Origin of the sequence: Arthrobacter sp. ov407, from assembly GCF_900102895.1 — a bacterium.
Lineage (GTDB): Bacteria > Actinomycetota > Actinomycetes > Actinomycetales > Micrococcaceae > Arthrobacter.
Genome location: NZ_FNGD01000004.1, coordinates 255027 through 277021, shown reverse-complemented (window position 1 = coordinate 277021; position 21995 = coordinate 255027). Strand labels below are relative to the sequence as shown.

Annotated in this window: 23 protein-coding genes, 1 tRNA gene and 1 other RNA gene; 13 read left to right on the top strand and 12 right to left on the bottom strand. The window is 66.6% G+C overall.

Going from position 1 to position 21995, the window contains the following annotated elements:
- Window positions 1-29: 29 nt before the first annotated feature.
- Together cysK and msrA are read right to left on the bottom strand one after the other, a co-directional pair.
- The gene (gene cysK / locus BLS42_RS07235) at window positions 30-965 is read right to left on the bottom strand and encodes a cysteine synthase A (RefSeq protein ID WP_090578623.1); all 936 of its coding nucleotides are present in this window, start codon (window positions 963-965) and stop codon (window positions 30-32) included.
- A gap of 65 nt (window positions 966-1030) precedes the next feature.
- Window positions 1031-1555 (bottom strand): peptide-methionine (S)-S-oxide reductase MsrA, encoded by a 525-nt coding sequence (gene msrA, locus BLS42_RS07230; protein ID WP_090578620.1) that lies wholly within the window; start codon window positions 1553-1555, stop codon window positions 1031-1033.
- A gap of 99 nt (window positions 1556-1654) precedes the next feature.
- Here msrA and BLS42_RS07225 point away from each other — a divergent pair, with 99 nt between their 5' ends.
- Both BLS42_RS07225 and BLS42_RS07220 read left to right on the top strand, forming a co-directional pair.
- Window positions 1655-2578, top strand: coding sequence for a Nif3-like dinuclear metal center hexameric protein (locus BLS42_RS07225; protein WP_090578617.1), 924 nt, complete (start codon window positions 1655-1657; stop codon window positions 2576-2578).
- Window positions 2579-2701: 123 nt separating this feature from the next.
- Window positions 2702-3439, top strand: coding sequence for a zinc ribbon domain-containing protein (locus tag BLS42_RS07220; RefSeq protein ID WP_090578614.1), 738 nt, complete (start codon window positions 2702-2704; stop codon window positions 3437-3439).
- A 7-nt stretch (window positions 3440-3446) separates the two neighbouring features.
- Here BLS42_RS07220 and BLS42_RS07215 read toward each other — a convergent pair whose 3' ends face one another.
- The 3 genes from BLS42_RS07215 to BLS42_RS07205 form a co-directional block, all read right to left on the bottom strand.
- The gene (locus BLS42_RS07215; RefSeq protein ID WP_090578611.1) at window positions 3447-4211 is read right to left on the bottom strand and encodes a YaaA family protein; all 765 of its coding nucleotides are present in this window, start codon (window positions 4209-4211) and stop codon (window positions 3447-3449) included.
- 69 nt (window positions 4212-4280) lie between these two features.
- Complete coding sequence (locus tag BLS42_RS07210) at window positions 4281-5174, bottom strand: alpha/beta hydrolase (protein WP_090578609.1); 894 nt, start codon at window positions 5172-5174, stop codon at window positions 4281-4283.
- A 30-nt stretch (window positions 5175-5204) separates the two neighbouring features.
- On the bottom strand, window positions 5205-6038 hold the full coding sequence (locus tag BLS42_RS07205) for an SPFH domain-containing protein (RefSeq protein WP_090578606.1): 834 nt from the start codon (window positions 6036-6038) through the stop codon (window positions 5205-5207).
- 110 nt (window positions 6039-6148) lie between these two features.
- On the opposite strand from BLS42_RS07205, the gene rnpB reads away from it, so the two are divergent.
- From rnpB to BLS42_RS07165, 8 genes are all read left to right on the top strand, one after another.
- Window positions 6149-6542, top strand: an RNA gene (rnpB, locus tag BLS42_RS07200) — RNase P RNA component class A.
- Window positions 6543-6652: 110 nt separating this feature from the next.
- Window positions 6653-8320, top strand: a complete 1668-nt coding sequence (locus BLS42_RS07195) for a GMC family oxidoreductase (RefSeq protein ID WP_090578603.1) — start codon at window positions 6653-6655, stop codon at window positions 8318-8320.
- 231 nt (window positions 8321-8551) lie between these two features.
- Window positions 8552-10042: a glyceraldehyde-3-phosphate dehydrogenase gene (locus BLS42_RS07190; RefSeq protein ID WP_090578600.1), complete on the top strand. Its 1491-nt coding sequence runs from the start codon at window positions 8552-8554 to the stop codon at window positions 10040-10042.
- Between the two features lie 91 nt (window positions 10043-10133).
- On the top strand, window positions 10134-10343 hold the full coding sequence (locus BLS42_RS07185) for a hypothetical protein (RefSeq protein WP_090578597.1): 210 nt from the start codon (window positions 10134-10136) through the stop codon (window positions 10341-10343).
- A 109-nt stretch (window positions 10344-10452) separates the two neighbouring features.
- Window positions 10453-11250, top strand: coding sequence for an HNH endonuclease family protein (locus BLS42_RS07180; protein ID WP_090578594.1), 798 nt, complete (start codon window positions 10453-10455; stop codon window positions 11248-11250).
- A gap of 186 nt (window positions 11251-11436) precedes the next feature.
- On the top strand, window positions 11437-12309 hold the full coding sequence (gene ppk2, locus BLS42_RS07175; RefSeq protein WP_090578592.1) for a polyphosphate kinase 2: 873 nt from the start codon (window positions 11437-11439) through the stop codon (window positions 12307-12309).
- A gap of 41 nt (window positions 12310-12350) precedes the next feature.
- On the top strand, window positions 12351-12809 hold the full coding sequence (locus BLS42_RS07170) for a DUF1579 family protein (protein ID WP_090578589.1): 459 nt from the start codon (window positions 12351-12353) through the stop codon (window positions 12807-12809).
- Window positions 12810-12818: 9 nt separating this feature from the next.
- The gene (locus BLS42_RS07165) at window positions 12819-13529 is read left to right on the top strand and encodes an alpha/beta fold hydrolase (protein ID WP_090578586.1); all 711 of its coding nucleotides are present in this window, start codon (window positions 12819-12821) and stop codon (window positions 13527-13529) included.
- Window positions 13530-13580: 51 nt separating this feature from the next.
- Here the strand turns inward: BLS42_RS07165 and def are convergent, their stop codons facing one another.
- From def to orn, 4 genes are all read right to left on the bottom strand, one after another.
- Window positions 13581-14153: a peptide deformylase gene (gene def, locus BLS42_RS07160; RefSeq protein ID WP_090578583.1), complete on the bottom strand. Its 573-nt coding sequence runs from the start codon at window positions 14151-14153 to the stop codon at window positions 13581-13583.
- A 39-nt stretch (window positions 14154-14192) separates the two neighbouring features.
- On the bottom strand, window positions 14193-15347 hold the full coding sequence (locus BLS42_RS07155; RefSeq protein WP_176803248.1) for an acyl-CoA dehydrogenase family protein: 1155 nt from the start codon (window positions 15345-15347) through the stop codon (window positions 14193-14195).
- A 135-nt stretch (window positions 15348-15482) separates the two neighbouring features.
- Window positions 15483-15555 (bottom strand) — tRNA-His (locus BLS42_RS07150).
- A 131-nt stretch (window positions 15556-15686) separates the two neighbouring features.
- Window positions 15687-16304 carry an oligoribonuclease gene (gene orn, locus BLS42_RS07145; protein ID WP_090578580.1) on the bottom strand — a complete coding sequence of 206 codons (618 nt, stop codon included), beginning with the start codon at window positions 16302-16304 and terminating at the stop codon, window positions 15687-15689.
- 168 nt (window positions 16305-16472) lie between these two features.
- Here orn and mptB point away from each other — a divergent pair, with 168 nt between their 5' ends.
- On the top strand, window positions 16473-18113 hold the full coding sequence (mptB, locus tag BLS42_RS07140) for a polyprenol phosphomannose-dependent alpha 1,6 mannosyltransferase MptB (protein WP_176803246.1): 1641 nt from the start codon (window positions 16473-16475) through the stop codon (window positions 18111-18113).
- Here the strand turns inward: mptB and BLS42_RS07135 are convergent.
- Window positions 18110-18793, bottom strand: coding sequence for a DNA alkylation repair protein (locus BLS42_RS07135; protein WP_090578577.1), 684 nt, complete (start codon window positions 18791-18793; stop codon window positions 18110-18112). The two genes, mptB and BLS42_RS07135, sit on opposite strands and share 4 nt — an antisense overlap.
- A gap of 77 nt (window positions 18794-18870) precedes the next feature.
- On the opposite strand from BLS42_RS07135, the gene map reads away from it, so the two are divergent.
- Window positions 18871-19638, top strand: coding sequence for a type I methionyl aminopeptidase (gene map / locus BLS42_RS07130; RefSeq protein WP_090578574.1), 768 nt, complete (start codon window positions 18871-18873; stop codon window positions 19636-19638).
- Here map and BLS42_RS07125 read toward each other — a convergent pair.
- On the bottom strand, window positions 19601-20278 hold the full coding sequence (locus BLS42_RS07125; protein WP_090578571.1) for a GNAT family N-acetyltransferase: 678 nt from the start codon (window positions 20276-20278) through the stop codon (window positions 19601-19603). The two genes, map and BLS42_RS07125, sit on opposite strands and share 38 nt — an antisense overlap.
- A 24-nt stretch (window positions 20279-20302) precedes the next feature.
- Window positions 20303-20749, bottom strand: coding sequence for a LapA family protein (locus BLS42_RS07120; RefSeq protein WP_090578568.1), 447 nt, complete (start codon window positions 20747-20749; stop codon window positions 20303-20305).
- Between the two features lie 189 nt (window positions 20750-20938).
- On the opposite strand from BLS42_RS07120, the gene BLS42_RS07115 reads away from it, so the two are divergent.
- Window positions 20939-21955: a magnesium and cobalt transport protein CorA gene (locus tag BLS42_RS07115; RefSeq protein WP_090578566.1), complete on the top strand. Its 1017-nt coding sequence runs from the start codon at window positions 20939-20941 to the stop codon at window positions 21953-21955.
- The last annotated feature ends 40 nt before the right edge of the window (window positions 21956-21995 follow it).

Here is a 21995-nt window from a genome sequence, read left to right as displayed (position 1 = left end):
CTGGGGAATCGGGGGACAGCGGCGGGGACTTAGCCGCGGATGTCGTCGTACAGCACGGTGGAGATGTAGCGCTCACCAAAGTCGCAAACCACGGCAACAATGAGTTTACCGGCGTTCTCCGGGCGTTTGGCGACCTCGAGGGCCGCCCAGACGATGGCGCCGGAGGAGATGCCGCCCAGGATGCCTTCCTTGATGCCGAGATCGCGTGCGACGCGGACGGAATCTTCCAGCGTGGCGTCGATGACCTCGTCGTAGACGTTGGTGTCCAGAATTTCGGGGACGAAGTTCGCGCCGAGGCCCTGGATCTTGTGCGGGCCCGGGGCGCCGCCGTTGAGGATGGCGGAGTCCTTCGGCTCGACGGCGATGATCTGCACGTCGGGCTTGCGCTCTTTGAGTACCTGTCCGACGCCGGTGACGGTGCCGCCGGTGCCGACGCCGGCAACGAAGATGTCCACCTTGCCGTCGGTGTCAACCCAGATTTCCTCGGCCGTGGTGCGGCGGTGGACCTCCGGGTTGGCCTCGTTGGCGAACTGCTGGGCCCAGATGGAGTTCTCCGTGTTGGCCACGATCTCCTGGGCCTTCTCCACGGCTCCGCGCATGCCCTCGGAGCCGGGGGTCAGGACGATCTCGGCGCCGTACGCGCGCAGCATGACCCGGCGCTCGGTGGACATGGTTTCCGGCATGGTCAGGATGACCCTGTAGCCGCGGGCCGCGCCCACCATGGCCAGGGCGATTCCGGTGTTGCCGGACGTGCCTTCGACGATGGTGCCGCCGGGCTTGAGGGCACCGGACTTCTCGGCAGCATCAATGATGGCGACGCCGATCCGGTCCTTGACGCTGTTGGCCGGGTTGTAGAACTCCAGCTTGACGGCCACAGTGGCGTCAAGGCCTTCGGTCAGCCGGTTCAGCCGGACCAGCGGAGTTCCGCCCACCAGCTGGGTTACATCGTCATAGATCGGTGCCATGTATGTATGCCTGTCTTTGAAGAGGGTTGACTGAGGTCAGCCTAACGAGCGCCTACAGGCCCTAGCTAAGCATTAAGCCATGCAGAGTAATATTTCCTCGCCTTGGCCAGCTTCGGGTTGATGATGACCTGGCAGTAGCCCTCCTCGGGGTACTTGGCGAAGAAGTCCTGGTGGATTTCCTCGGCCACATGGAACTTCGGCAGCCGGCTGACCTCGGTGACAATCGGGTGCCGCCACAGGGCCTGGTTCCGTTCGATCGCCTCCTCGAACAGGATCTTTTCCTCGGTGGTCTCGTAAAACATCGAGGAACGGTACTGGGTCCCGACGTCGTAGCCCTGCCGGTTCAGCGTGGTGGGGTCGTGGAGGACGAAGAACATGTCCAGGATGACCTCGGCGGGAATGACGTCCTCGTCGAACGTCACCGCCACCACCTCGGCATGGCCCGTGGTCCCGGAGCACACGGAGTAGTAGTCGGGGTTGCGGTCATGGCCTCCGGTGTAGCCCGAGACGACCGAGCTGACGCCCTTGGTTTTCTGGTAGACGGCGTCGAGGCACCAAAAGCAGCCTCCGCCGAGGACAAAAGTTCTCATGATGTGTTCAATGGTTCGAGGGCCCCGATGATTCCCCGGCCACCTTACGAGAGTGTTACGAGTGACCGGGCAGCCCGCGGATAGGGTAAAAATGGGGGTATGGAACCTGAGAACACCGAAGTTTCAGCGGAATCCGGCGGCCCTGATGCCGCCGTCGACGGCGACACCGGCACCGGGGAGGCCCCCGGCGCCGCGACGCTGGGCATGATCCAGCTGGCGGTGGAGGAACTCTGGCCAGAATCGCTGGCCGAGGACTGGGACGAGGTGGGCCTCGTGGCGGGCCACCCCGGCGCCGAGGTGCGCAGGGTCATGTTCGCAGTCGACCCGACGATCGACGTGATCGAGGAAGCCATCGACTTCGGTGCCGAGCTGCTCATCACGCACCATCCGCTGCTGCTCAAGGGCGTGACGTCCGTGGCCGCGAACACGGCCAAGGGAAAGGCCGTGCACCGCCTCATCGAGTCCGGGACCGCGCTGATGACCGTGCACACCAACGGTGACTCCGCCGTCGGGGGCGTCTCCGACGTCCTGGCTGACGCGCTGGGCCTGCAGAACGTGGCCCCGCTGACCCCAGCCGCGAACGGGCTCCCCGAGGAAGGCATCGGCCGCGTCGGCGACCTCGAAGAGGTCCTGACGCTGGGTGATTTCGCCGCCCGCGTGTTCGGCATCCTGCCCTCGGTGGCCGGCGGCGTCCGGGTGTCGGGCGACCGGGACGGGCTGATCCGGCGGGTGGCTGTCTGCGGTGGCGCCGGTGATTCGCTCTTTGGCGAGGTGCGGGCAAGCAACGCGGACGTCTACGTGACGGCGGACCTGCGGCACCACCCGGCCTCGGAAGCCAGGGAGGCGGCGGTGAACGACCGGCCGTACCTGATCGACGTGTCCCACTTCGCCAGCGAATGGCTGTGGCTGCCCGCGGCCGCCGAAGCGCTGGGCAATGTGCTCACCGACCAGGGCCACGACGTCGAGATCCGGGTCAGTACCACCAACAGCGACCCGTGGGACTTCATTCTGACTCCGGGCTAAGCCTGGCGTGCGAGGGGCCCCGGGTGAGCGTAGCGAGGCCGGGGAGCACGCTAGGCGCTAGAGTCTATGGAGTGCCGATACGGTGCCCGGCTTCGGCCGGATTGGATTTAGCGGAGGTAAATAGTGGCCAAGGCAGCACCGGCGGAACAGTTGAAGTTGCTCGAATTGCAGGGACTCGATGCCAAGCTCAAGTCCTTGTCCAACCGCCGACGAAGCCTTGAAAGCGACTCCCGGATCACCGACCTGGAGGCCGCCCTCAGCGTGGCCAACGGTGAACTCGGCGCCGCGAAGGTGGCCGTCCACGACGCCGAACTTGAGCTCAAGCGCTCAGAGGCCGACGTCGAGCAGGTTGCCTCCCGGATCGAACGCGACGAGGCGCGGCTCAACAGCGGCACGGGCCTGTCCAAGGACCTCGTCGCCCTGCAGCGCGACCTCGTCTCCCTGAACAAGCGCCGCTCGGATCTCGAAGACGTCGAGCTCGAAGTCCTCGAACGGCTCGACTCGCTCCGCGCCCGCCAAGGCGCGCAGCAGCAGATCGTGGACGATATCCAGGGCTCCTTCGGCTCCATCCGTGCCGAGCTGGACGAGCAGCTGGCCGAGATCGCCGCCGAAGCCACCGTGGTGCGCGGGCAGCGTGCCGAGTTCGCCGCCGGACTCGACGCCGGCATGCTCGCCGTCTACGAGAAGACCCTGGCCAAGCGCGGCGTCGGCGCTGCGCGGCTCTTCCACGGCACCTCGGAAGGCTCCGGCATGCACCTCAGCCCCGGCGATCTGGCCGAGATCAAGGCCGCGGCCGAGGACGACATCGTGTTCTGCCCGGACTCCGGCTGCATCCTGGTCCGCTCGGCCGAGTGGGCCTAAGCGGTTCCTAGCCCGGCAGGATGATGTTCAGGGTGTGCGGCTTCCGGGCCGTGCCCTCAACGAGTTCCGCATCCCACTTCTCCGCCGCCGCCTTCTGCAGCTGCGCCGGGGTCTGGGGCGCATTGCCCCTGCGGCTGAGCAAATGCCGTGCCAGCTCGCCCCGGGTGTGCTTGGCAAAGTGGCTGACCACCTTGCGCACGCCGGCGGTCTCGGTGAACACGTTCACGGCTACCGTTTGTTCCGGCGGGGGAGTCCAGGCCGCGGCGTAGGTGCTGGACCGGCAGTCCACTAACAGCTCACCCGCTGTGGCTGACGCCAGGGCGTCGCCCAGTTGCGGCTTCCAGAACGAGGCGAGCCGTCCGACGTCGGGCAGCGAGATCCCCATCGACAGCCGGTAGGCGGGTACGCGGTCGGCGAAGCGGATGGCACCCCATAGGGCGGACACCACCAGCACCGACGCGTCGGCCTTCTTCCGCTGCGCTGGGGTCAGGGAGTCGTAGCCGAGGGCGTCAAAGAGCACCCCGGAATACACCTGGTGGGCCGGGGCGGCAGGTTCCGCGTGCAGGCGGGTGTTGCGTTCGACGTCGGCACTCAGCGAGGCGCCGACGCCCAGCAGCGCCAATGCGTCCTCGTGGGCGCTGACGGTGCCGAGCGCGTCCAGGACCCTGGCCCGGGAGGTGTTGAGGGCGGGAAAGCTCAAGTCGCTCCAGTCGGCGGCGTCCCCGCCCATGGCGGGAGTCTTGCCCTCGGAGGGCGGCAGCAGAATTAGCACCGTACGATCCTACCGGCGGCGGATGCCGCGGGTGCCGCAGTGCCGGAGGGGCCGGCAGCGGCGGCGGGTTCAGGCGAGGTTGTAGCCCAAGAATGACACCACGGCGGGCAGGACGGAGCGCCAGTAGCTGTTGTCGTGGCCGCCGGGCCGGAAACCACCCTCGACCTCGCCGGGCAGTCCTGCGCGGTATGCACGAACCGTCGCGGCAAGATCGTCCGCGGTGCCGCAGTCGATCCGCTTGGGCACCGCCGCGAGGCGGGGCCGGAGGGCGAACACGTCGTGGGCCGCGAAGTCGGCCGGGCCGTCGAAGGCGGATCCCTCCCGTGGGTCGTAGTGGTCCCAGACCGCCGGACTCATGGCCGCGACGGCGCGGACTCCGGCCAGCCGGCCCTGCGAGGCCAGCAGGAGAGCACCGAAGCCTCCCATGGAGATGCCGAAGAGGCCGATCCTGCCAAGGTCGTAGCCCTGACTGCCCAGGAACGGCACAAACTCCTTCACCAGCATCGACTGGGTGTCTGTACCGTCGGCGCGGGGGTGCCACCACGTGTTTCCGCCGTCCACCGCGGCGATCGCGAAGGGCGCGCCGCCGGCGTCGAGGTGCCGTTGGAGGGCCTCATGGGCCGCCAAGTCCTCCAGCAGGACGGTGTGGCTGCCGCCCAGTCCGTGGAGAAAGACGGCCACGGGAAATTCGGGCGGCCTGCCGCCGGGCGGCAATTCGGGTGCAGCCAGCGACCAATGGCTGGCGATCCCGGGGCGGAAAGCCGAGAAGAATGAACCTGAGCGGGTCCGGACGCTCAACCGGGCGGCGGGAGCCGTCGGTGCTGTCGCCGTCGGGCCGGCTGGCACGGGCGGTGGCGTCTCGGGAGGCGCTATGCCGTCAGTGCAGGCAGAGAGGGCGGACACGCCAAGGCCGATTCCTGCCAGCTCAAGCAGCCGGCGCCGGGTCAGCGCAGACTTGTCCATCCCTCGATAATAGGCGCAGTGGCCCAGACGCTACGCGGCCTTGATCGGTGGCGCCGGCGTCGTTGTCGGCGCGGTCATCGCTGTCGTGGCCACATGGTTTTCGCGTGCCAGGAAGGCGGCCAGTTCGGCGATGGTGCTCATCAGGGGAGCAGGGAAGACGACGGTTGAGTTCTTGTCCACCCCGATCTCTACGAGGGACTGAAGATTCCGCAACTGCAGGGCGACGGGGTGGGCCATCATCGTGTCAGATGCCGCGCCCAGCGCCACGGCGGCGATCGCCTCTCCTTCGGCCGCGATGATTTTGGCCCGCTTCTCCCGCTCGGCCTCCGCCTGTCGGGCCATCGCCCGCTTCATGCTTTCGGGGAGCTGGATGTCCTTGAGTTCGACGAGCGTCACTTCGACACCCCATTCCAGGGTCAGGGGGTCCAAGATTTCCCAGATGTCGCTGTTGATTCGCTCGGTCTCCGACAGCGTCTGGTCCAGGCTGTGGCGGCCGACCACCTTCCGCAGGGTGGTCTGGGCGATCTGGTTGATGGCCGCCGCAACGTCTTCGATCGCCACGACGGACTTCACTGTGTCGATCACCCGGTAGTACGCCACTGCCGAGATATCGACGCTGACGTTGTCCTGGGTGATGATGCCTTGCGACTGGATCGGCATTGTCACGATCCGCAGGCTCACCAGCTGAAGCCGGTCCACCACCGGGATGATGAACCGCAGGCCGGGCATCCGGACCGCGACCACCCGGCCCAGCCGGAACAGGACGCCTTGTTCGTATTGGCGCACAATCTTGATCGACATCTTGGCGAGAATAGCCACCAGGACGATCGCGAGCAGCCAGATGATGATGGCGATCCAGTTCATTGGGATCTCTTCCTTGACTAGCAGGAATCTTGCTTTAATTCTCCCACCGGCCGCCCCGAAAGGCCGCGGTGCGGCTGCGCCGGCCGGGAGAACGTAGAATGAACAGCGGATGGGTTGACCAGGCGGCCGCGCGTCACGCAAGTGGCTCGAGGAACGTCCGGGCTCCGCAGAGCAGGGTGGTGGGTAACGCCCACTCGGGGTAACCCGCAGGCCAGTGCCACAGAGAACAGACCGCCTGCGTGCGGCGTGTGCTTGCACAGGCCGCAGGGCAGGTAAGGGTGAAACGGTGGTGTAAGAGACCACCAGCTTCCCGGGTGACCGGGAAGGCTAGGTAAACCCCACCCGGAGCAAGGCCAGACAGGACACGTTTGAGGGCTGCTCGCCCGAGTGTTCGGGTAGGCCGCTGGAGGGCGTCGGCAACGGCGTCCGTAGATGGATGGCCGCTACTCCCGCGCCGGTAACAGCGCGGGAACACAGAACCCGGCGTATCGGTCAACCCATCCACCCAAAATGCCGCTTCCAGGCTAAAACGAATGCTTGACATCACTTCAGCGAGACCCGACACTTCAATGAACGCTTCAAATCGGTGCCTTGATGATGGTTGAGGAGCCAACGTGCCGGGTGATGCAGCATACGACTATGTGATCGCCGGGGGCGGCACGGGCGGCAGCGTCCTAGCCGGCAGGCTAAGCGAAGACCCCTCGGTGAGCGTGCTCCTGCTCGAGGCGGGCCGATCCGACCGCCATCCCTTCATCCACATGCCCGCAGGCTTCCCGAGACTTAAGGGAGGCCCGTATCAATGGGCGTACAACAGCGTTCCGCAAAAACACAGCAACGGCCGTAGCATCCCGCTCCCTCAAGGCCGCGTACTAGGCGGCGGAGGATCCATCAACTCCCAGGTCTTCACCCGGGGCGTGGCCGAGGACTATGACGGTTGGGTCGCGGACTACGGATGCGAGGGCTGGTCCGCCGCCGAGGTGTTGAAGTACTTCGTCCGCTCGGAGTCAAACAGCAGACTCTCAGGACCGCTCCACGGATCCCAAGGACCGCTCGGAGTCTCGGACCCCAAGCGTCCGCACAAGCTCTCGGCAGCCTTCGTGCGGGCCGGTCAGGAGTTCGGGCTGCCCTACAATAGCGACTTCAACGGTGCCGAGCAGCTCGGCGTCGGCTTCTACCAGACCACCACGAAAAACGGCCGCCGGTGCAGCGCGGCCGTCGCCTATCTGAAACCCGCACGCAAGCGGCGCAACCTCACAGTCCGCGTCAACGTGACCGTCTCCAAGGTCGTCATCAAGAACGGCCGCGCCGTCGGCATCCAGGCGATCGAAGGTGGAATGGCGCGACACTATAGCGCACGGCGTGAGGTGCTCATCGCCAGCGGCGCTTTCGGATCGCCGAAGTTGCTGCAGCTTTCAGGCATTGGTGACCCGGCAGACCTTGCCGCCGCCGGCATCGACACCGTCCACGCACTGCCCGGTGTCGGTAAGAACCTGCAAGATCACTGCGACCTCGACATCATTTACGAACTCACCGCTGGCCACAGCCTTGACCGGTTCAACCGCGTCCGCCCGGCCACGGCCCTTGCCGGCCTCGAGTACCTCGCTTTCCGCTCGGGACCGTTCGCGTCGAACCTGGTCGAGGCCGGTGGCTTCAGCTACGCAAACACGGACGAGCCGACCCCGGACCTGCAGTTCCACTTCCTGCCCGCAGCCCGGGGGGAGGCAGCAATGACGTCCCTGCGGCCGGGATACGGGGCGACATTGAACTCGTACTTCCTGCGGCCCCGCAGCCGGGGAACAGTTCGACCGGCGTCCTCCGATCCGACCAGGTCGCCGCTCATCGATCCGAATTTCCTCGCGGACGACTACGATCTCGAGATGACAATCGCCGGCGTTCAGCAGAGCCGCCAGATCATGGGACAGTCGTCGATGGCAGCGTTCACCAAGGCGGAGCACATCGGCGACGGCTCACGGGTGAAAACCCGCGACGAATACGTGAATTTCGTGCGCTCCTACGGACGGACCTCCTACCACCCGGTCGGCACCTGCGCCATGGGAACCACCGATGATTCCGTCGTCTCGCCGCGGCTGAAGGTCTACGGGCTGGAGGGATTGCGGGTGGTTGACTCCTCGATCATGCCCCGCCTGATCAGTGCCAACACCCAGGCGCCCACCATCATGATCGCGGAAAAAGCCGTCGACATGATCCTCGAGGACGCCGCTGAGGCGACACCCGACTCGGGTCGCTTCGCGGGCTCCCGCAGCGGTCCGGACCGTGTGTGAGTCATTTCACGCGCAACAGGGCACCTGACCGCGCCGGGCCGCCCGTAGAATTGATGGTGAACGTAGAAGTTCTGCCGCCTGGTCTGCGTTCGCAGCCGGCGGATTTTTCTTTGCGCTCGATGAGGCGCCCGGGGTGGACCGAATCCCCGCCGGTGCCCGGTACCGGACACCCTCCGGCGGCCGACTTCTCCCTACGAGGACGTAGGGGGTGGATTCTAGGAAGGTAGTTCTGTGAGCCAGACGTCAGATTCTTGTCTTGATACGTGGATGGGCCGTGAGGCGCTCGCCGAGGCCATGATCCCCGTGATCGGCCGGCTGTACCGCGAGAACAACGTGGTGACCTCCATCCACGGGCGCAGCCTGATCAACAAGTCCACCATGAATATCCTCAAGGCCCACCGCTTCGCCCGCCGGATGAGCAAGGAAGAACTGCGCCTCGAGGAGACGGCCCCGCTGTTGGAGGCACTGACCAAGCTGGACCTCGGCGCGGCGGCCATTGATATTGCCCGGCTCACCGAGAAGTACCGCGCCGAGGGTGACGGCGCCAGCCTGGATGCTTTCCTCCGCGAGGAACTCGCCGAGGTTGTCGGCAAGCGCGGCGGCGACGACCGCACCAGCACCGACGTCGTCCTCTACGGCTTCGGCCGCATCGGCCGGCTCCTGGCCCGCCTCCTGATCGAAAAGGCGGGCGGCGGCCACGGCCTGCGCCTGCGCGCCATCGTGGTCCGCCGCGGTTCCGACAACGACCTTGCCAAGCGCGCGAGCCTGCTGCGCCGCGACTCCGTCCACGGCTCTTTCGAAGGCACCATCAAGGTGGACCTCGAAAACGACACCATCACAGCCAACGGCGTCCAGATCCAGGTCATCTACTCGGACAACCCCTCCACGGTGGACTACACCGCCTACGGCATCCACGACGCGCTCGTGGTGGACAACACGGGCCGCTGGCGCGACGCCGAGGGACTGTCCCAGCACCTGCAGAGCAAGGGCGTTGCCCGCGTCCTCCTCACCGCCCCGGGCAAGGGCGAGCTGAAGAACATCGTGCACGGCATCAACCATGGCACCATCGCCGACTCCGACACGATCGTCTCGGCCGCCTCCTGCACCACCAACGCCATCACCCCCGTGCTCAAGGCGATCAACGACCGCTACGGCGTGGTGCACGGGCACGTGGAGACAGTCCACTCCTTCACCAACGACCAGAACCTGATCGACAACTTCCACAAGGGCGACCGCCGTGGACGCTCTGCCGCGCTGAACATGGTGATCACCGAGACCGGTGCCGCCAAGGCCGTCGCCAAGGCATTGCCGGAACTGCTCGGCAAGCTCACGGGCAGCTCCATCCGCGTCCCCACCCCGGACGTGTCGCTGGCCATCCTGAACCTGAGCCTGGAAAACGGCACCACCAAGGACGAGGTCAACGACTACCTGCGGGAAATGTCGCTGCACTCCGAGCTGCGCAAGCAGATCGACTACATCGATTCGCCCGAAGTTGTCTCCACGGACTTCGTCGGCTCGCGCCGGGCAGGCATCGTCGACGGCCTGGCCACGATCTCGAACGACAAGAACCTCGTCCTGTATGTCTGGTACGACAACGAGTTCGGCTACAGCTGCCAGGTGGTCCGCGTCATGGAGGAAATGGCCGGGGTCAACCCGCCGTCCTTCCCCGCCAAGGACGCCGCCTCCATCCTCGAGGCCGCCGGGCTGCCCGTAGAGGTCTAGTCCGCGGGCTCGACGTCCCTGACCGGGACGTCTTCGTCCTTTCCCGGCCGTTGCACTGGAATCGGCCGGGAAAGGGAACCACAATGGAGCCATGGAACAGAACCCGGCTGTTGAACACGAGACCACCCTGGAACACGCGCTGGATGTCGCACGCAGCAACGCGAAGGAAGCGAAGCGTCTGCTGGACGACGCGATCGTCAAACGCGGGTCCGGTGAAGTCAACGACGACCGGGTGAGCCAGCTCCGGGACCTGCTGGATCTGGCCAACGAAGATCTGAAGCGGGTCACGCGGGAACAATAGCCCCCGGCGGTCCGCCACTGGTCCCCAACACTGTGGACAACCTCCCGGGTGTCAGGGCGCCCGCGTAGGCTCGGGGCGTGCAGCCAGAACGCCGCCAGCGGCCACCCTCATGACCGTCACCTGGACGGAGTTTCGGCGCGCCCGGCGCCGCTCCCACCAGGCGTGGATTCTTCTGGTCGCCGCCGGCCTGTCCCTCCTCGGCGGCCTGACCTGGTTCTTCACGGCCGGCCAGTTTGCCGTCGCGGAGCCGTACAAAACGGGCCCCAGCGAGGCCCCTGTGCTTGCCGGCCGGTGGATGAAGGCGGTGGACCCCGTCCGGGCCGTGCCGGAGGACCGCGCGGCCCGCGTGCTCGACACCCTTGCGGTCAAGGGACGGTCGGCCAAGGACAACTATGACCGGGGCGCCTTCGGCCAGGCCTGGCTCGACGTCGACCGCAACGGCTGCGATACGCGCAACGACATCCTCCGCAGGGACCTGGCGGCCGCCGAATTCGTCGGCGGCTCCCGGTGCCAGGTGGCCGGAGGCACGTTCCAGGAACCCTACACCGGCCGCACGATCGCGTTCCGGCGCGGCGCCGAGACCAGCGCAGCAGTGCAGATCGACCACGTCGTGGCGCTCGGCGACGCGTGGCAAAAGGGCGCCCAGCGGCTCACCCCGCAGCAGCGCGAACACCTGGCCAACGATCCCCTCAACCTGATTGCCGTCGACGGTCCCGCCAACCAGGACAAAAGCGCCTCCGACGCCGCCACCTGGCTGCCGCCCAACAAGGCTTTCCGCTGCCACTACGTGGCCCGCCAGATTTCCGTCAAGGCCGCCTACCGGCTGTGGGTCACACCCGCGGAGAAGGAGGCCATGAAACGGATCCTCGAGTCTTGCCCCGAGCAACAGACGATCGTTCCCCGGTGACGGCACTGTGCCCTATCCTGTCCTGCTGTGCCCTGTCACGCCGTGCCCGGCGCAGGGACTCATGGCCCAAGCATAGGAGTTCGCCCGCCGCGGCTTCCGGGCTGGAGGACCCTTGTAGCCGTTCTGCTACCCGGCGAGAATGGGGCGGCGGGACAAACCGCCCGCCGGAACACTCGGACGGAAACCATGGCACATCGCACGGACGGTTCTGGCAAGGGGCACGCCGGTCACAAGAAGGGCTCCGCACGGCGGCTGGCCCGGCTCGACGTCGGCCTCTACGAGGCCGAGCTTCTGCGGCTCCAAGCAGAACTGGTTGCCCTCCAGGAGTGGGTCCGGAGCACGGGGGCGCGGATCCTCGTCATCTTTGAGGGTCGGGACGCCGCCGGCAAGGGGAGTGCGATCAAGCGGGTCACCGAGTACCTGAATCCGCGGTTTGCCCGGATAGTCGCATTGCCGGCGCCGACGGAGCGCGAACGCGGTGAATGGTACTTCCAGCGCTATGTGGCGCATCTCCCCGCCGCCGGGGAGATCGTCCTGATGGACCGCTCCTGGTACAACCGCGCCGGCGTCGAACACGTCATGGGCTTTTGCACCCCGGCGGAGCACAAACGCTTCATGGCGCAGTGCCCGGTTTTTGAACGGCTCCTCATCCAGGACGGCATCCTGCTCTTCAAGTACTGGTTCTCGATCAGCCATGCGGAACAGGAGCGGCGGTTCAAATCCCGACTGGATGATCCCATGCGGCAATGGAAGCTCTCGCCGATGGACCGGGAGGCAATCTTGCGGTGGGAAGACTACTCGCGGGCCAAGGACGACATGTTTGTGCAGACAGACACCGCGGAATGCCCGTGGTACGTGGTGGAAGCCGAAGACAAACGCCGGGCAAGGATCAACCTCATCGCCCACTTACTGTCCAGCATTGATTACGAGGAAGTCCGGACAGAGCCGGTGACCTTGCCGGAGCGGCCGAAGGCCGTCAACTACACGCGCCCGCCGCGGGAACTGTTCCGCTATGTCCCGGACTTCGCGGCAAGCCTGGAAAAGCCGGCCGGGGACTGAGCAGGAGGCGAACCCCCGCCACTTGCCAAGTAGACTGCAGCATGGACATTGTGCGATACACGACGCCGTTGCTTGGCACCTGGCAGGGACAAAACCGCTCCCGGATCATGCCCACGGACGACTACAAGGACTCGGCGGCCACCGCCACAGTGCAGGTGACCGCGGCGCACTTCGCTAGCGTCGCCTACACCTGGTCCGACGGTGAGAGCCCACAGGAAGGTTTGTTGCTCCTGGCCGGCGGAGCGTCCGACGGGGAGCCCGCGACTGCGGTGTGGGTGGATTCGTGGCACACGGGCAAGGCACTGATGCAGTTCTCCGGCACCGTGGACGGGGACGGTGTCCTCCGGCTCAATGGATCCTACGCGGCGCCGAGCGGCCCGGACTGGGGCTGGCAGATCCACCTCCACCCGGGGGAGGGGCAGGGCGGACGCATCACCATGCACAACGTCGTCCCAGGTGAGGACCCCTATCAGGTGGTGGAGCTGGTACTCGGACGGTAGGGTACCGGCATGGACATCATCCTCGTACCCGGATTCTGGTTGGACGCCTCCTCGTGGGAGGAGGTCACCCCGCCGCTCACCGCGGCCGGGCATAAGGTCTACCCGCTGACGTTGCCGGGCCTGGAGTCGGCCGATGCGCCGCGGGCCGGGATCGGCCTGCGCACCCACATTGATGCCGTCGTGGCGAAGATCGATTCCTTCGACGCGCCCGTGGTCCTGGTGGGCCACTCCGGCGGCGGGGCCATCATCCACGGCGCCGTCGACGCCCGCCCCGACCGGGTGGCCCGGGCCATCTACGTGGACAGCGGCCCGCTCGCCGACGGCGGGCTCATCAACGACGAACTCCCGGCCGACGGCGACGATGTTCCGCTGCCGCCGTGGGAGTTCTTCGAAGACGCGGACCTCACCGACTTGACCGACGACCTGCGCGCCATGTTCCGCGCCCGCGCCATCCCGCAGCCTCGCGGCGTGGCCCAGGACCGGCAGCAGCTCAGGGATGAACGCCGCTTCGAGGTCCCGGCCACCGTCATCGCCTGCGAATTCCCGTCTACGATGCTGCGGGAAATGATTGCCGGGGGCCACCCGTATGTGGCGGAGCTCGGACGGATCCGCGACGTCCACTACGTGGACCTGCCCACCGGGCACTGGCCGCAGTTCACCAAGCCGGCCGAGCTCGGCGCCGCCATCCTGGCGGCCGTCGACCGCACGTCAGGGAGCTAGCCGGCCGGGAGGAGCAAGCCGGCCGGACCACCTCTGCGCGGCGGAACTTCGTCAGTGGCCGAACGGGTCCGGATCCACCCCCGGCATCCAAGTCAGTCCGGGGATGCCCCAGCCGCTGCGCTTGGCCTGCTTCATGGCCTTGCGCGAATAGCGGTCGATCAGCCGGTTCACGTAGAGCTTGCCGTCGAGGTGGTCGTACTCGTGCTGGATGACCCGGGCGAACCAGCCGGTCGCCTCGAATTCCACCGGCTTCCCGTCACCGTCGAAGCCCTGGACCCTGGCCCACTCTGCCCGCTTGAGCGGATACTGGCCGCCGGGGAAGGACAGACAGCCTTCCTCTTCCTCGTCGGGGTCCGGCAGCGCACCGGAGATCTTGGAAAGTGTCAGCACAGGGTTGACCACCACGCCGATGGGCGGGGCGCCGTCGTCGTTGTCGTACTTGTACACGAAGAGCCGCTTGCCGACCCCCACCTGGGGAGCGGCAAGCCCGACGCCGTTGGCGGCGTTGTTGGTCTCGAACATGTCGGCGATCAGGGTGCGGAGCTCGTCGTCGAAGACTTCGACCTCCGCGGCCCGGCGGTGCAGCACGGGCTCGCCCCAGATCGTGATGGGCAGGACGGTCATGTCAGTAAAGTTCCTCAGGTGCTGTTGGGACGCGGCGTCTCAGCCGGCGATGGTGCGGCCGACGACGTCGCGCATGATTTCGTTGGTGCCGCCAAAGATCGTCAGCAGCCGGGCGGCGAGGTAGGCCTGGGCCACCGGGTATTCCAGGATGTAGCCGTAGCCGCCATGCAGCTGAAGGCAGCGGTCCGTGACGGACTTCGCGCGTTCGGATGCCCACAGTTTGGCGCGGGCAGCACCTGCGGCGTCGAGTTCCCCGGCGTTGAAGGCGAGGATGGCCTGGTCCACGTAGGTTTCGGTGACCTCGACCTCCGTGAGGATGTCGGCGAGCTCGAAGCGGGTGTTCTGGAAATCGATGATCCGCTCGCCAAACGCGTTGCGGTCCTTCGTGTAGCGGACGGTCGCCTCGTAGCTAGCGCGTACGACGGCGGAGCTGGCCACGGCGATCGCCAGGCGGCCCTGGGGGAGCTGTTCGGCCGCGTACTGCAGGCCCTTGCCTTCCTCGCCCACGAGATCGGCGTGCGGGACGCGGACGTTGTCGAAGAACAGCTCGGCCGTGTCGGAGGCTTTCAGGCCCATCTTGTCCAGCTGCTTGCCGGGATTGTAGCCCTCGCCCTTCTGGACCATGAAGAGCGAGAACGAGTCGTGGTTTCCGCGTCCGGTGCCGCCGTCGGTGCGGGCCAGTACCAGGGAGGCGTCCCCGGAGATGCCGTTGCCGATAAAGGTCTTCTGGCCACTGATCAGCCAGTCGTCGCCCTCGCGCACGGCCTTGGCGCGGATCCCGCGCAGGTCTGAGCCGGCCCCCGGTTCGGTCCAGGCGATCGAGGTGACCTTGTCGCCGGAGACCATGCCAGGCAGCCAGCGGGCCTTGAGGTCATCGGAACCGTAGGCCAGCAAGTGGGGGAGGACCATGTCGTCGTGCAGGTGGAACGCCAGGCCGACCGCGAGGTGGTTGCTCTTGGCGAATTCTTCGTCGAGCACTGCCCGGAAGCGGTAGTCGGACATTCCCATGCCGCCGAACTCTTCCGGCACGGCGAGGCCCAGCAGGCCCTGTTCGCCGGCCGCCGACCACAGGTCCCGGGACATCATGTGGTCTTGGTCCCACCGGGCGTAGTGCGGGGCGACGGCGCGCGCGTTGAACTCGGCGGCCATCTCGCGGAACATCTCGTGGTCTTCTTCAAAGAGTGTGCGCTTCACTGCGTTTCCTTCCAATGACAGATCCCGGTACAACTGCGCCGTACGGGCAAAACACAGTACAGACAACAAAGGCCGCACCGGATATCCGGTGCGGCCTTTGGAAAAGGTCGGACAATCACTGCCGTCCTTCATGAGGGTGAGCGACGGGGGTTGAACCCGCGACCTCCTGGACCACAACCAGGCGCTCTGCCAACTGAGCTACGCCCACCATGTGCCGTATCAGGCCCTCCGGCGAACCGGCTGACTGGAAAGGCAACGACAAATAGCTTACCTGTTGTTTGGGGATGGTTTTGCCACTTTTGCGATTTTCACCAAAATTTCCGCGAAACGTGGCGCAGATTACTTCCCTGCTTCGCCGCCCATGACGCGCTTGGCGATCCGCTGCGCCGTGGCACTGTCCGGGCCCGGCGCGGGGACAAACACGGCCTCGCGGTAATACCGGAGTTCGTCGATCGAGTCCTTGATGTCGCCGAGGGCCCGGTGCCCGCCCAGCTTGGCGGGGGACTGGAAGTAAGCCCGGGCAAACCAGCGGCGGGAGAGTTCCTTGATGGTGCTCACATCGATGATCCGGTAATGCAGGTGCTCCACCACTTCGGGCATATCGCGGACCAGGAACACGCGGTCGGTGCCGACCGAGTTGCCGCCGAGCGGGGCCTTCCTGGGGTCCGGCACCCACTTCTTGATGTAGTCGAGCACGGCTGTCTGCGCTTCGGCCATGGTCTTGCCGTGCGGGAGCTCTTCAAGGAGGCCGGACCGCGTGTGCATGTCGCGGACAAAGTCGCCCATCTGGGCCAGCGCGGCGTCGTCGGGCTTGATCACGACGTCGACGCCGTCACCCAGGATATTGAGCTCCGAGTCGGTCACCAGGGCGGCCACCTCGATGAGCGCGTCGTTCTTGGTGTCCAGGCCGGTCATTTCGCAGTCGATCCAGACGATGCGTTCGTTAGTAATAGGCACCCGCTCAGCCTACCGTTCCGACGCCACAGAGCCGTCCGGTGCTAGGATTTCGGATACGCGGCCGGCGAATTATTTCGTCAACTTATTTCTTCAACGCGGCGCCCCGGGCCGGACATTGCGGCCGGCTGTGGGCGAAATATGGCCCACAACAGATTGGACGATCCTGACATGACGGCGCCTGTGCCTGCGGCGGGGGAGACGGCTGCCGGTACGTCCCGCACGTCCACGTCCCGCCCCTCCACGTCCGGCCGGTCTGCGCTCGGCCCGGCTGCGCTGGCCCCGACTGCGCTCTCCCAAGGGGCGGAAGGGGCCGTTGGCGACGTCGACAACCCCCGGTCCCCGATCCTTGCCGGATTCCTCGGATCGCTGTTCATGACGATTGGTTCGATGGGCGTCGGCTGGCTCGCCCCCGCGTCCGAGCTCCGCCGCGTTCCGCTGTTCATTTGGATGCGCACCGAGGCCCTTGGCGTCGCCCTGTCCATTGTCCTGCTGGCCTTCGGCGGCATGCTGCTGGTCCGCGCCTGGCTGCGGCTCGGCCAGCGCGTCCGGGTCTGGGGAGCCGGCGCCCGCAAGGCCACGCTCCAGGCGACGGCGGCGTGGGGTCTGCCGCTGATGTTCTCCGTGCCGCTGTTCAGCCGCGACGTCTACGCGTACATCGGCCAGGGCCGGCTCATGGTGGAGGGCTTCAACCCCTACGAAAACGGGATCTCGGCGCTGTCCAACTACTTCCAGCTGGGCGCCGACAGGATGTGGACCGAGGCCCCCGTCCCGTACGGCCAGCTGTTCCTGTGGATCGAACAGTTCGTGGTCTGGGCCACCAATGTGCACCCCGAAGGCAGCATCATGCTGTTCCGGGTGGCCGCGCTCGTGGGCGTCGTCCTCTGCGTGATCTACGTGCCAAAACTGGCCGAGCTGCACGGCGTGAACGCGAACCGGGCCCTGTGGCTGACGGCAGCCAACCCGCTGTTCCTCACCAACTTCATCGCCAGCGTCCACAACGACTCCCTCATGATCGGCCTTGCCCTGGCCGGCCTCTATTACTGCGCCACCCGCCGGGTCATCCTCGGGATCGTGCTGGTCACGCTGTCCATCTCGGTCAAGCCGATCACGGTTGTTTTCCTGCCGTTCATTGGCCTGCTATGGGCGGGCAAAGGCGCCAGCTGGCCGCGCAAGTTCGTCTTCTGGGCCCTCACGGCCGGCATTAGCCTGGCCCTGCTGTACCTCATGAGCCGGGTCAATGGCTTCGGCTTCGGCTGGATCAACGGGCTGTCCGCCCCGGGCAGCATCTGGATCTGGTACGCGCCCGTTGGCCTGGTGGGCCTGATCGTGGCCTCCATCGCCAACGCCTTCGGGCTCGACGGCTGGGGACTGGCCAAGTGGGCGTTCGACGCCGGCAAGCTGCTCGCCGTCGGGATCGTCGCCTGGCAGATCTTCCGCGGCGACTACGACCGCCTGATGCGCCGGCTCACCCTGGCGTTCGCCGCCGTCGTGCTCCTGTCCCCGATGATCCAGTCCTGGTACATCGTCTGGCTCATCCCGCTCTTCGCCGTCACCGGCATCCGCGATGACTGGCAGGTCAAGGCGCTCTACTTCATCGTGTCCTTCTTCATGGTGTACGCGATCTCGGACCAGCTGGACGTCTTCCCGTACCTGCAGACCGCGGACCTGGGCCTGGCCCTGGCGCTGGCCCGCAACGCCGCGGCGATCATCGCGCTGCTGTTTGCCCTGTACCTGATCTTCCTGGACCCGAAGACCAAGCTGCTGTTCAGCAAGTCGGACGAGCCGGTCACCACGCGGCCGATCATCTAGGCCGGCAGGTTCCTGAGCGCCTCTTTGCGGGAGAGGGGGTTGAGTTCGTCCCAGTGCCTTTGCACGAACGCCCGCACCCAGGCGGGATCCGTCCTGGCGTATTGGCGCAGCGCCCACCCGATGGCCTTGCGGATGAAGAACTCCGGATCAGCGAGGTTGGCCTCGATCACGGCGGCCAGGAGCGCCGTGTCCGTGGCGGTCTTCGCCCCCAGTTGCGCCGTAATGGCGGCCCGCCGGACCCAGAAGTCGTCGTCCCTGCTCCAGCGCCCCAGCACCGACGTCAGTTCTGCCCGGTGTGCCTGCAAGAGCGCGCCCAGCCGGTGCGCCACCCCGTCCACCAGGTCCCACCACGCCCCGGTGCGGATGATTTCCTCGTACAGGGCCAGCATGCTCAGCTCCCCGGCCGCGAGCTTGAGCCCCGTCAGCTCGATCGCGGCATAGCGTTCCTCACGGCAGCCGGCGCTCCGCCACAGCGCCAGCACCATCGACTGCAGTTCCGCCAGGCTGCCCGGCGGATGGGCCGCGGCCGAGGCCTTGACGATTTGGCGGACCTCGGGAACCCGCACGCCCAGGGACGGCATCTGCGACTTCATATAGGCCTGCGCCCCGGCGGCGCGGCCTGGATCGGCCGCCGCCTGCAGCCGGCCGCGGATCGCGTCAATCAGTTCGGTGGTGACCATGAGGCCACTGTAGACATCCTGCGGCGGGCTTTAGAGTTGAACCCAGCAAGCCGCGGATCCGCGTCGGAAGGAAAGCCATGTCCATGATCAAGAGTCCTGAAGAGATCGCACTGATGCGCGAGGCGGGCCGGGTGGTCGCCACCACGCTGGGGCGGGTCCGGGAGGCCGCGGCCGTTGGCGTCTCGCTCAAGGAACTGGATGAGGTCGCCGCGGCGTCCATCGCCGACGCCGGCGCCACGCCGGCGTTTCTGAACTACCGGCCGCGGTGGGCCTCAGTGCCGTTTCCCGGGGTCATCTGCACGAGCGTGAACGACGCCGTCGTGCACGGCATCCCCAACGGCTACCGGCTGCAGGACGGGGACCTCCTGAGCGTGGACTGCGGCGCGTTCCTGGACGGCTGGTGCGGCGATGCCGCCGTCAGCTTCATCGTGGGGACGGCGGACCCGGAGGACCAGGCCCTCATCGAAGCCACGGACGCCGCCCTGGCGCGGGGGATCGAAGCTGCAAGGATCGGGAACAAGATGGGCGACCTCGCCTACGCGATCGGCGGGGCGGCGCGCCGGGCCGGCTACGGGCTGCTTGCCGACCACGGCGGCCACGGGATCGGCCGGACCATGCACGCCGAGCCGCCCGTGCCCAACGACGGACGTCCCGGCCGCGGCATCAAACTGACCGAGGGCCTGGTGATCGCCATCGAGCCGATGCTGATTCTCGGCCGCAAGGACGATTATTACCACGACGACGACGAATGGACCCTCCGTTCAGCGAACGGCCGCCGCGCCGCACACAGCGAGCACACCGTGGCCATCACCGCGGACGGGCCGGTGATCCTGACGCTGCCCTAGGGCTAGGGCTAGGGCTAGGGCTAGGGCCCGCGGCGGGCGCCGTCAGGCGGACGACGGCGCGTCCCGGCACCGCGTCGCTGACCACGGTGAAGCCGGCCGCCAGGAAGAGTCCCAAGGTGCCGTGATAGAGGTCTGCCGGGCCCGCCTTGGGACGGTGCGCGGAATCGACCGGATAACCCTCCAGCACGGTGGCGCCGTGCGCGAAGGCGTGCTCGACAGCGGCTGCAAGCAGCGCCCCCGCCACGCCGGTCCGTCGCTGGCCGGGGGAGACGACGAAACAACTGACTGACCACACCTGGCTCCCGCCGGGGTCCCGGGCCGCGTCAGGGGCCGACGTCAGAACCTTCGAGCGCAGGATCCTCGGATAGCACCCGCGGGGTTCGACGGCGCACCAGCCCACTGGATTCCCGTCGCGGAAGGCCAGGACCCCGGGTGCTGGCTGGCCGCCGTCGAACTTGTCCCGCAACCGGCTTTTGCGCTCCTCCGGGGTCGACGCGGACCATTCGCTGCCGGTCAAGGCAAAGAACCGGCACCAGCAGCGTGAGGGTTCGCCGCGGACGCCAAAGAGACGCTCGACGTCGGCCCAGTCCGCTGCAGCGGTGGTAGTGGCTGCTTGGCTCCGGGGTTCTGGTTCGCCCATGGAAAGAGGGTAGCGCCTGGCGGTTTAGCGCGTGCGCGTGCCCGGGCTGGCCTGTCGGCGGAGACGATGCGCGGCGAGCCGCAGTTGAATGATGCGAGCGGCTCCGGCGATGGCGACCAGCACACCGCCGCCGACGGCCGCGATGAACAATGCCATGCCGAGCGGGACCGACCCTTCGAGGCCAAAGAACTTCACCTGCACATAGTCCTGGTTCTGCAGGATGAAGGCGATGAGCAGGATCAGCACCACCAGCGCGCAGGCAACTGCGGCCCAGACCATCCCCGCGCGGGTGACCTGACGCGTTTCCGGGGCAGGGGCCGGCGCCGCGGGTTCCTCTGCGCGGGAGGTTTCAACCTCGGAGGTCCCGGAACCGGACCCGGTTCCGGACGTGGTGTCAGCGGCGCCCGGGGGCTGGCTGGTCAGGGCATCGTCGGGATTGTTCTGATCGAATCTGCGCGGTGTCTCGGTCATGGCGGTTGTGCCTTTCGATTGCGAGCAGGCCCAGACTTTCCTGGCGCCCTGCCGGTCTACTCAATACTAAGCTTACTGATGGCTGGCGGGGTGTCCGGGCAGGGGGGAGCGCTGTTAGGGCTGTTGGCACCGGCCCGGGCACGGTATAACGTCACAGCCAAGGGATTGCCTTGAAGAGGAGGCGCGGCCGTGACCATTGTTGACAACGCCGTCTATGTGGACGGTCACCGGACCGCCGACCCGGAAGGCCTCGAGGAGACGTATTTCCTCCTTCGGCAGCGCCAGGGCATGGCCTGGATCGGGCTTTACCGGCCGGAACCTGAGGAGCTGCGCTCGGTGGCCGAGGAATTTGACCTGAGCCATCTGGCCGTGGAGGACGCGCTCGCCGGCCACCAGCGGGCCAAGCTCGAACACTATGGCGAGACGTTGTTCCTGGTGTTGCGGCCCGCCCGGTACCTGGACGATGTGGAGAAGGTCGAGTTCGGCGAGATCCATGTGTTCGCCGGCAAGGACTTTGTGGTGACTGTCCGCCGGGCAGAGTCTCCCGATCTGGCCCGGGTGCGCCGGCGCATGGAATCCGAGCCGGAGTTCCTGGCTCTCGGACCGGACGCGGTGTTGTATGCGATTCTGGACCAGGTGGTGGACGAGTACGAGCCGGTGGCCGCGGGTCTGGAAAACGACATCGATGAAATCGAAGATGACCTGTTCGCTGCCGATCCCGGCGTATCGCGAAGGATCTATGAACTCTCCCGCCAGGTCATCACGTTCCAGCGTGCAACAGCCCCTCTTGCCGGAATCCTGCAGACCCTCATGGGCAGCGGACCGGACGGTGTGCCGGACCCCGAACTGCAGGACCATTTCCGCGACGTCCTGGACCACGCCCTCAGACTGGGGGAGCGGGTGTCTGCCTTCCGTGCGCTGCTGCAAAACGCGTTGGCCGTCAACGCAGCCCTCGTTGCCCAGCGGCAGAACGACGAAATGCGGCTCCTGACGGAATCGAGCTTCGCCCAAAACGAGCAGGTCAAACGGATCTCGTCGTGGGCTGCCATCCTGTTCGCTCCGACGTTGATCGCGTCGATCTACGGCATGAACTTCCGCGACATGCCAGAACTGGACTGGATCTTCGGCTATCCGATGGCACTCGCGCTCATGATCGGCATGGGCGGGATCCTGTTCCTGACGTTCAAACGCAACAAGTGGATCTGACGCCCTAGTTGAAATAGGAAGCGGCTCTGACCTTGCGTTA

What these genes read in the sequence shown, in the direction of transcription:
- cysK (WP_090578623.1), bottom strand. Translation starts at nt 965, where the DNA reads ATGGCACCGATCTATGACGATGTAACCCAGCTGGTGGGCGGAACTCCG.
- msrA (WP_090578620.1), bottom strand. Translation starts at nt 1,555, where the DNA reads ATGAGAACTTTTGTCCTCGGCGGAGGCTGCTTTTGGTGCCTCGACGCC.
- BLS42_RS07225 (WP_090578617.1), top strand. Translation starts at nt 1,655, where the DNA reads ATGGAACCTGAGAACACCGAAGTTTCAGCGGAATCCGGCGGCCCTGAT.
- BLS42_RS07210 (WP_090578609.1), bottom strand. Translation starts at nt 5,174, where the DNA reads ATGGACAAGTCTGCGCTGACCCGGCGCCGGCTGCTTGAGCTGGCAGGA.
- BLS42_RS07205 (WP_090578606.1), bottom strand. Translation starts at nt 6,038, where the DNA reads ATGAACTGGATCGCCATCATCATCTGGCTGCTCGCGATCGTCCTGGTG.
- BLS42_RS07185 (WP_090578597.1), top strand. Translation starts at nt 10,134, where the DNA reads ATGGAACAGAACCCGGCTGTTGAACACGAGACCACCCTGGAACACGCG.
- BLS42_RS07180 (WP_090578594.1), top strand. Translation starts at nt 10,453, where the DNA reads ATGACCGTCACCTGGACGGAGTTTCGGCGCGCCCGGCGCCGCTCCCAC.
- ppk2 (WP_090578592.1), top strand. Translation starts at nt 11,437, where the DNA reads ATGGCACATCGCACGGACGGTTCTGGCAAGGGGCACGCCGGTCACAAG.
- BLS42_RS07170 (WP_090578589.1), top strand. Translation starts at nt 12,351, where the DNA reads ATGGACATTGTGCGATACACGACGCCGTTGCTTGGCACCTGGCAGGGA.
- BLS42_RS07165 (WP_090578586.1), top strand. Translation starts at nt 12,819, where the DNA reads ATGGACATCATCCTCGTACCCGGATTCTGGTTGGACGCCTCCTCGTGG.
- def (WP_090578583.1), bottom strand. Translation starts at nt 14,153, where the DNA reads ATGACCGTCCTGCCCATCACGATCTGGGGCGAGCCCGTGCTGCACCGC.
- mptB (WP_176803246.1), top strand. Translation starts at nt 16,473, where the DNA reads ATGACGGCGCCTGTGCCTGCGGCGGGGGAGACGGCTGCCGGTACGTCC.
- BLS42_RS07135 (WP_090578577.1), bottom strand. Translation starts at nt 18,793, where the DNA reads ATGGTCACCACCGAACTGATTGACGCGATCCGCGGCCGGCTGCAGGCG.
- map (WP_090578574.1), top strand. Translation starts at nt 18,871, where the DNA reads ATGTCCATGATCAAGAGTCCTGAAGAGATCGCACTGATGCGCGAGGCG.
- BLS42_RS07125 (WP_090578571.1), bottom strand. Translation starts at nt 20,278, where the DNA reads ATGGGCGAACCAGAACCCCGGAGCCAAGCAGCCACTACCACCGCTGCA.
- BLS42_RS07120 (WP_090578568.1), bottom strand. Translation starts at nt 20,749, where the DNA reads ATGACCGAGACACCGCGCAGATTCGATCAGAACAATCCCGACGATGCC.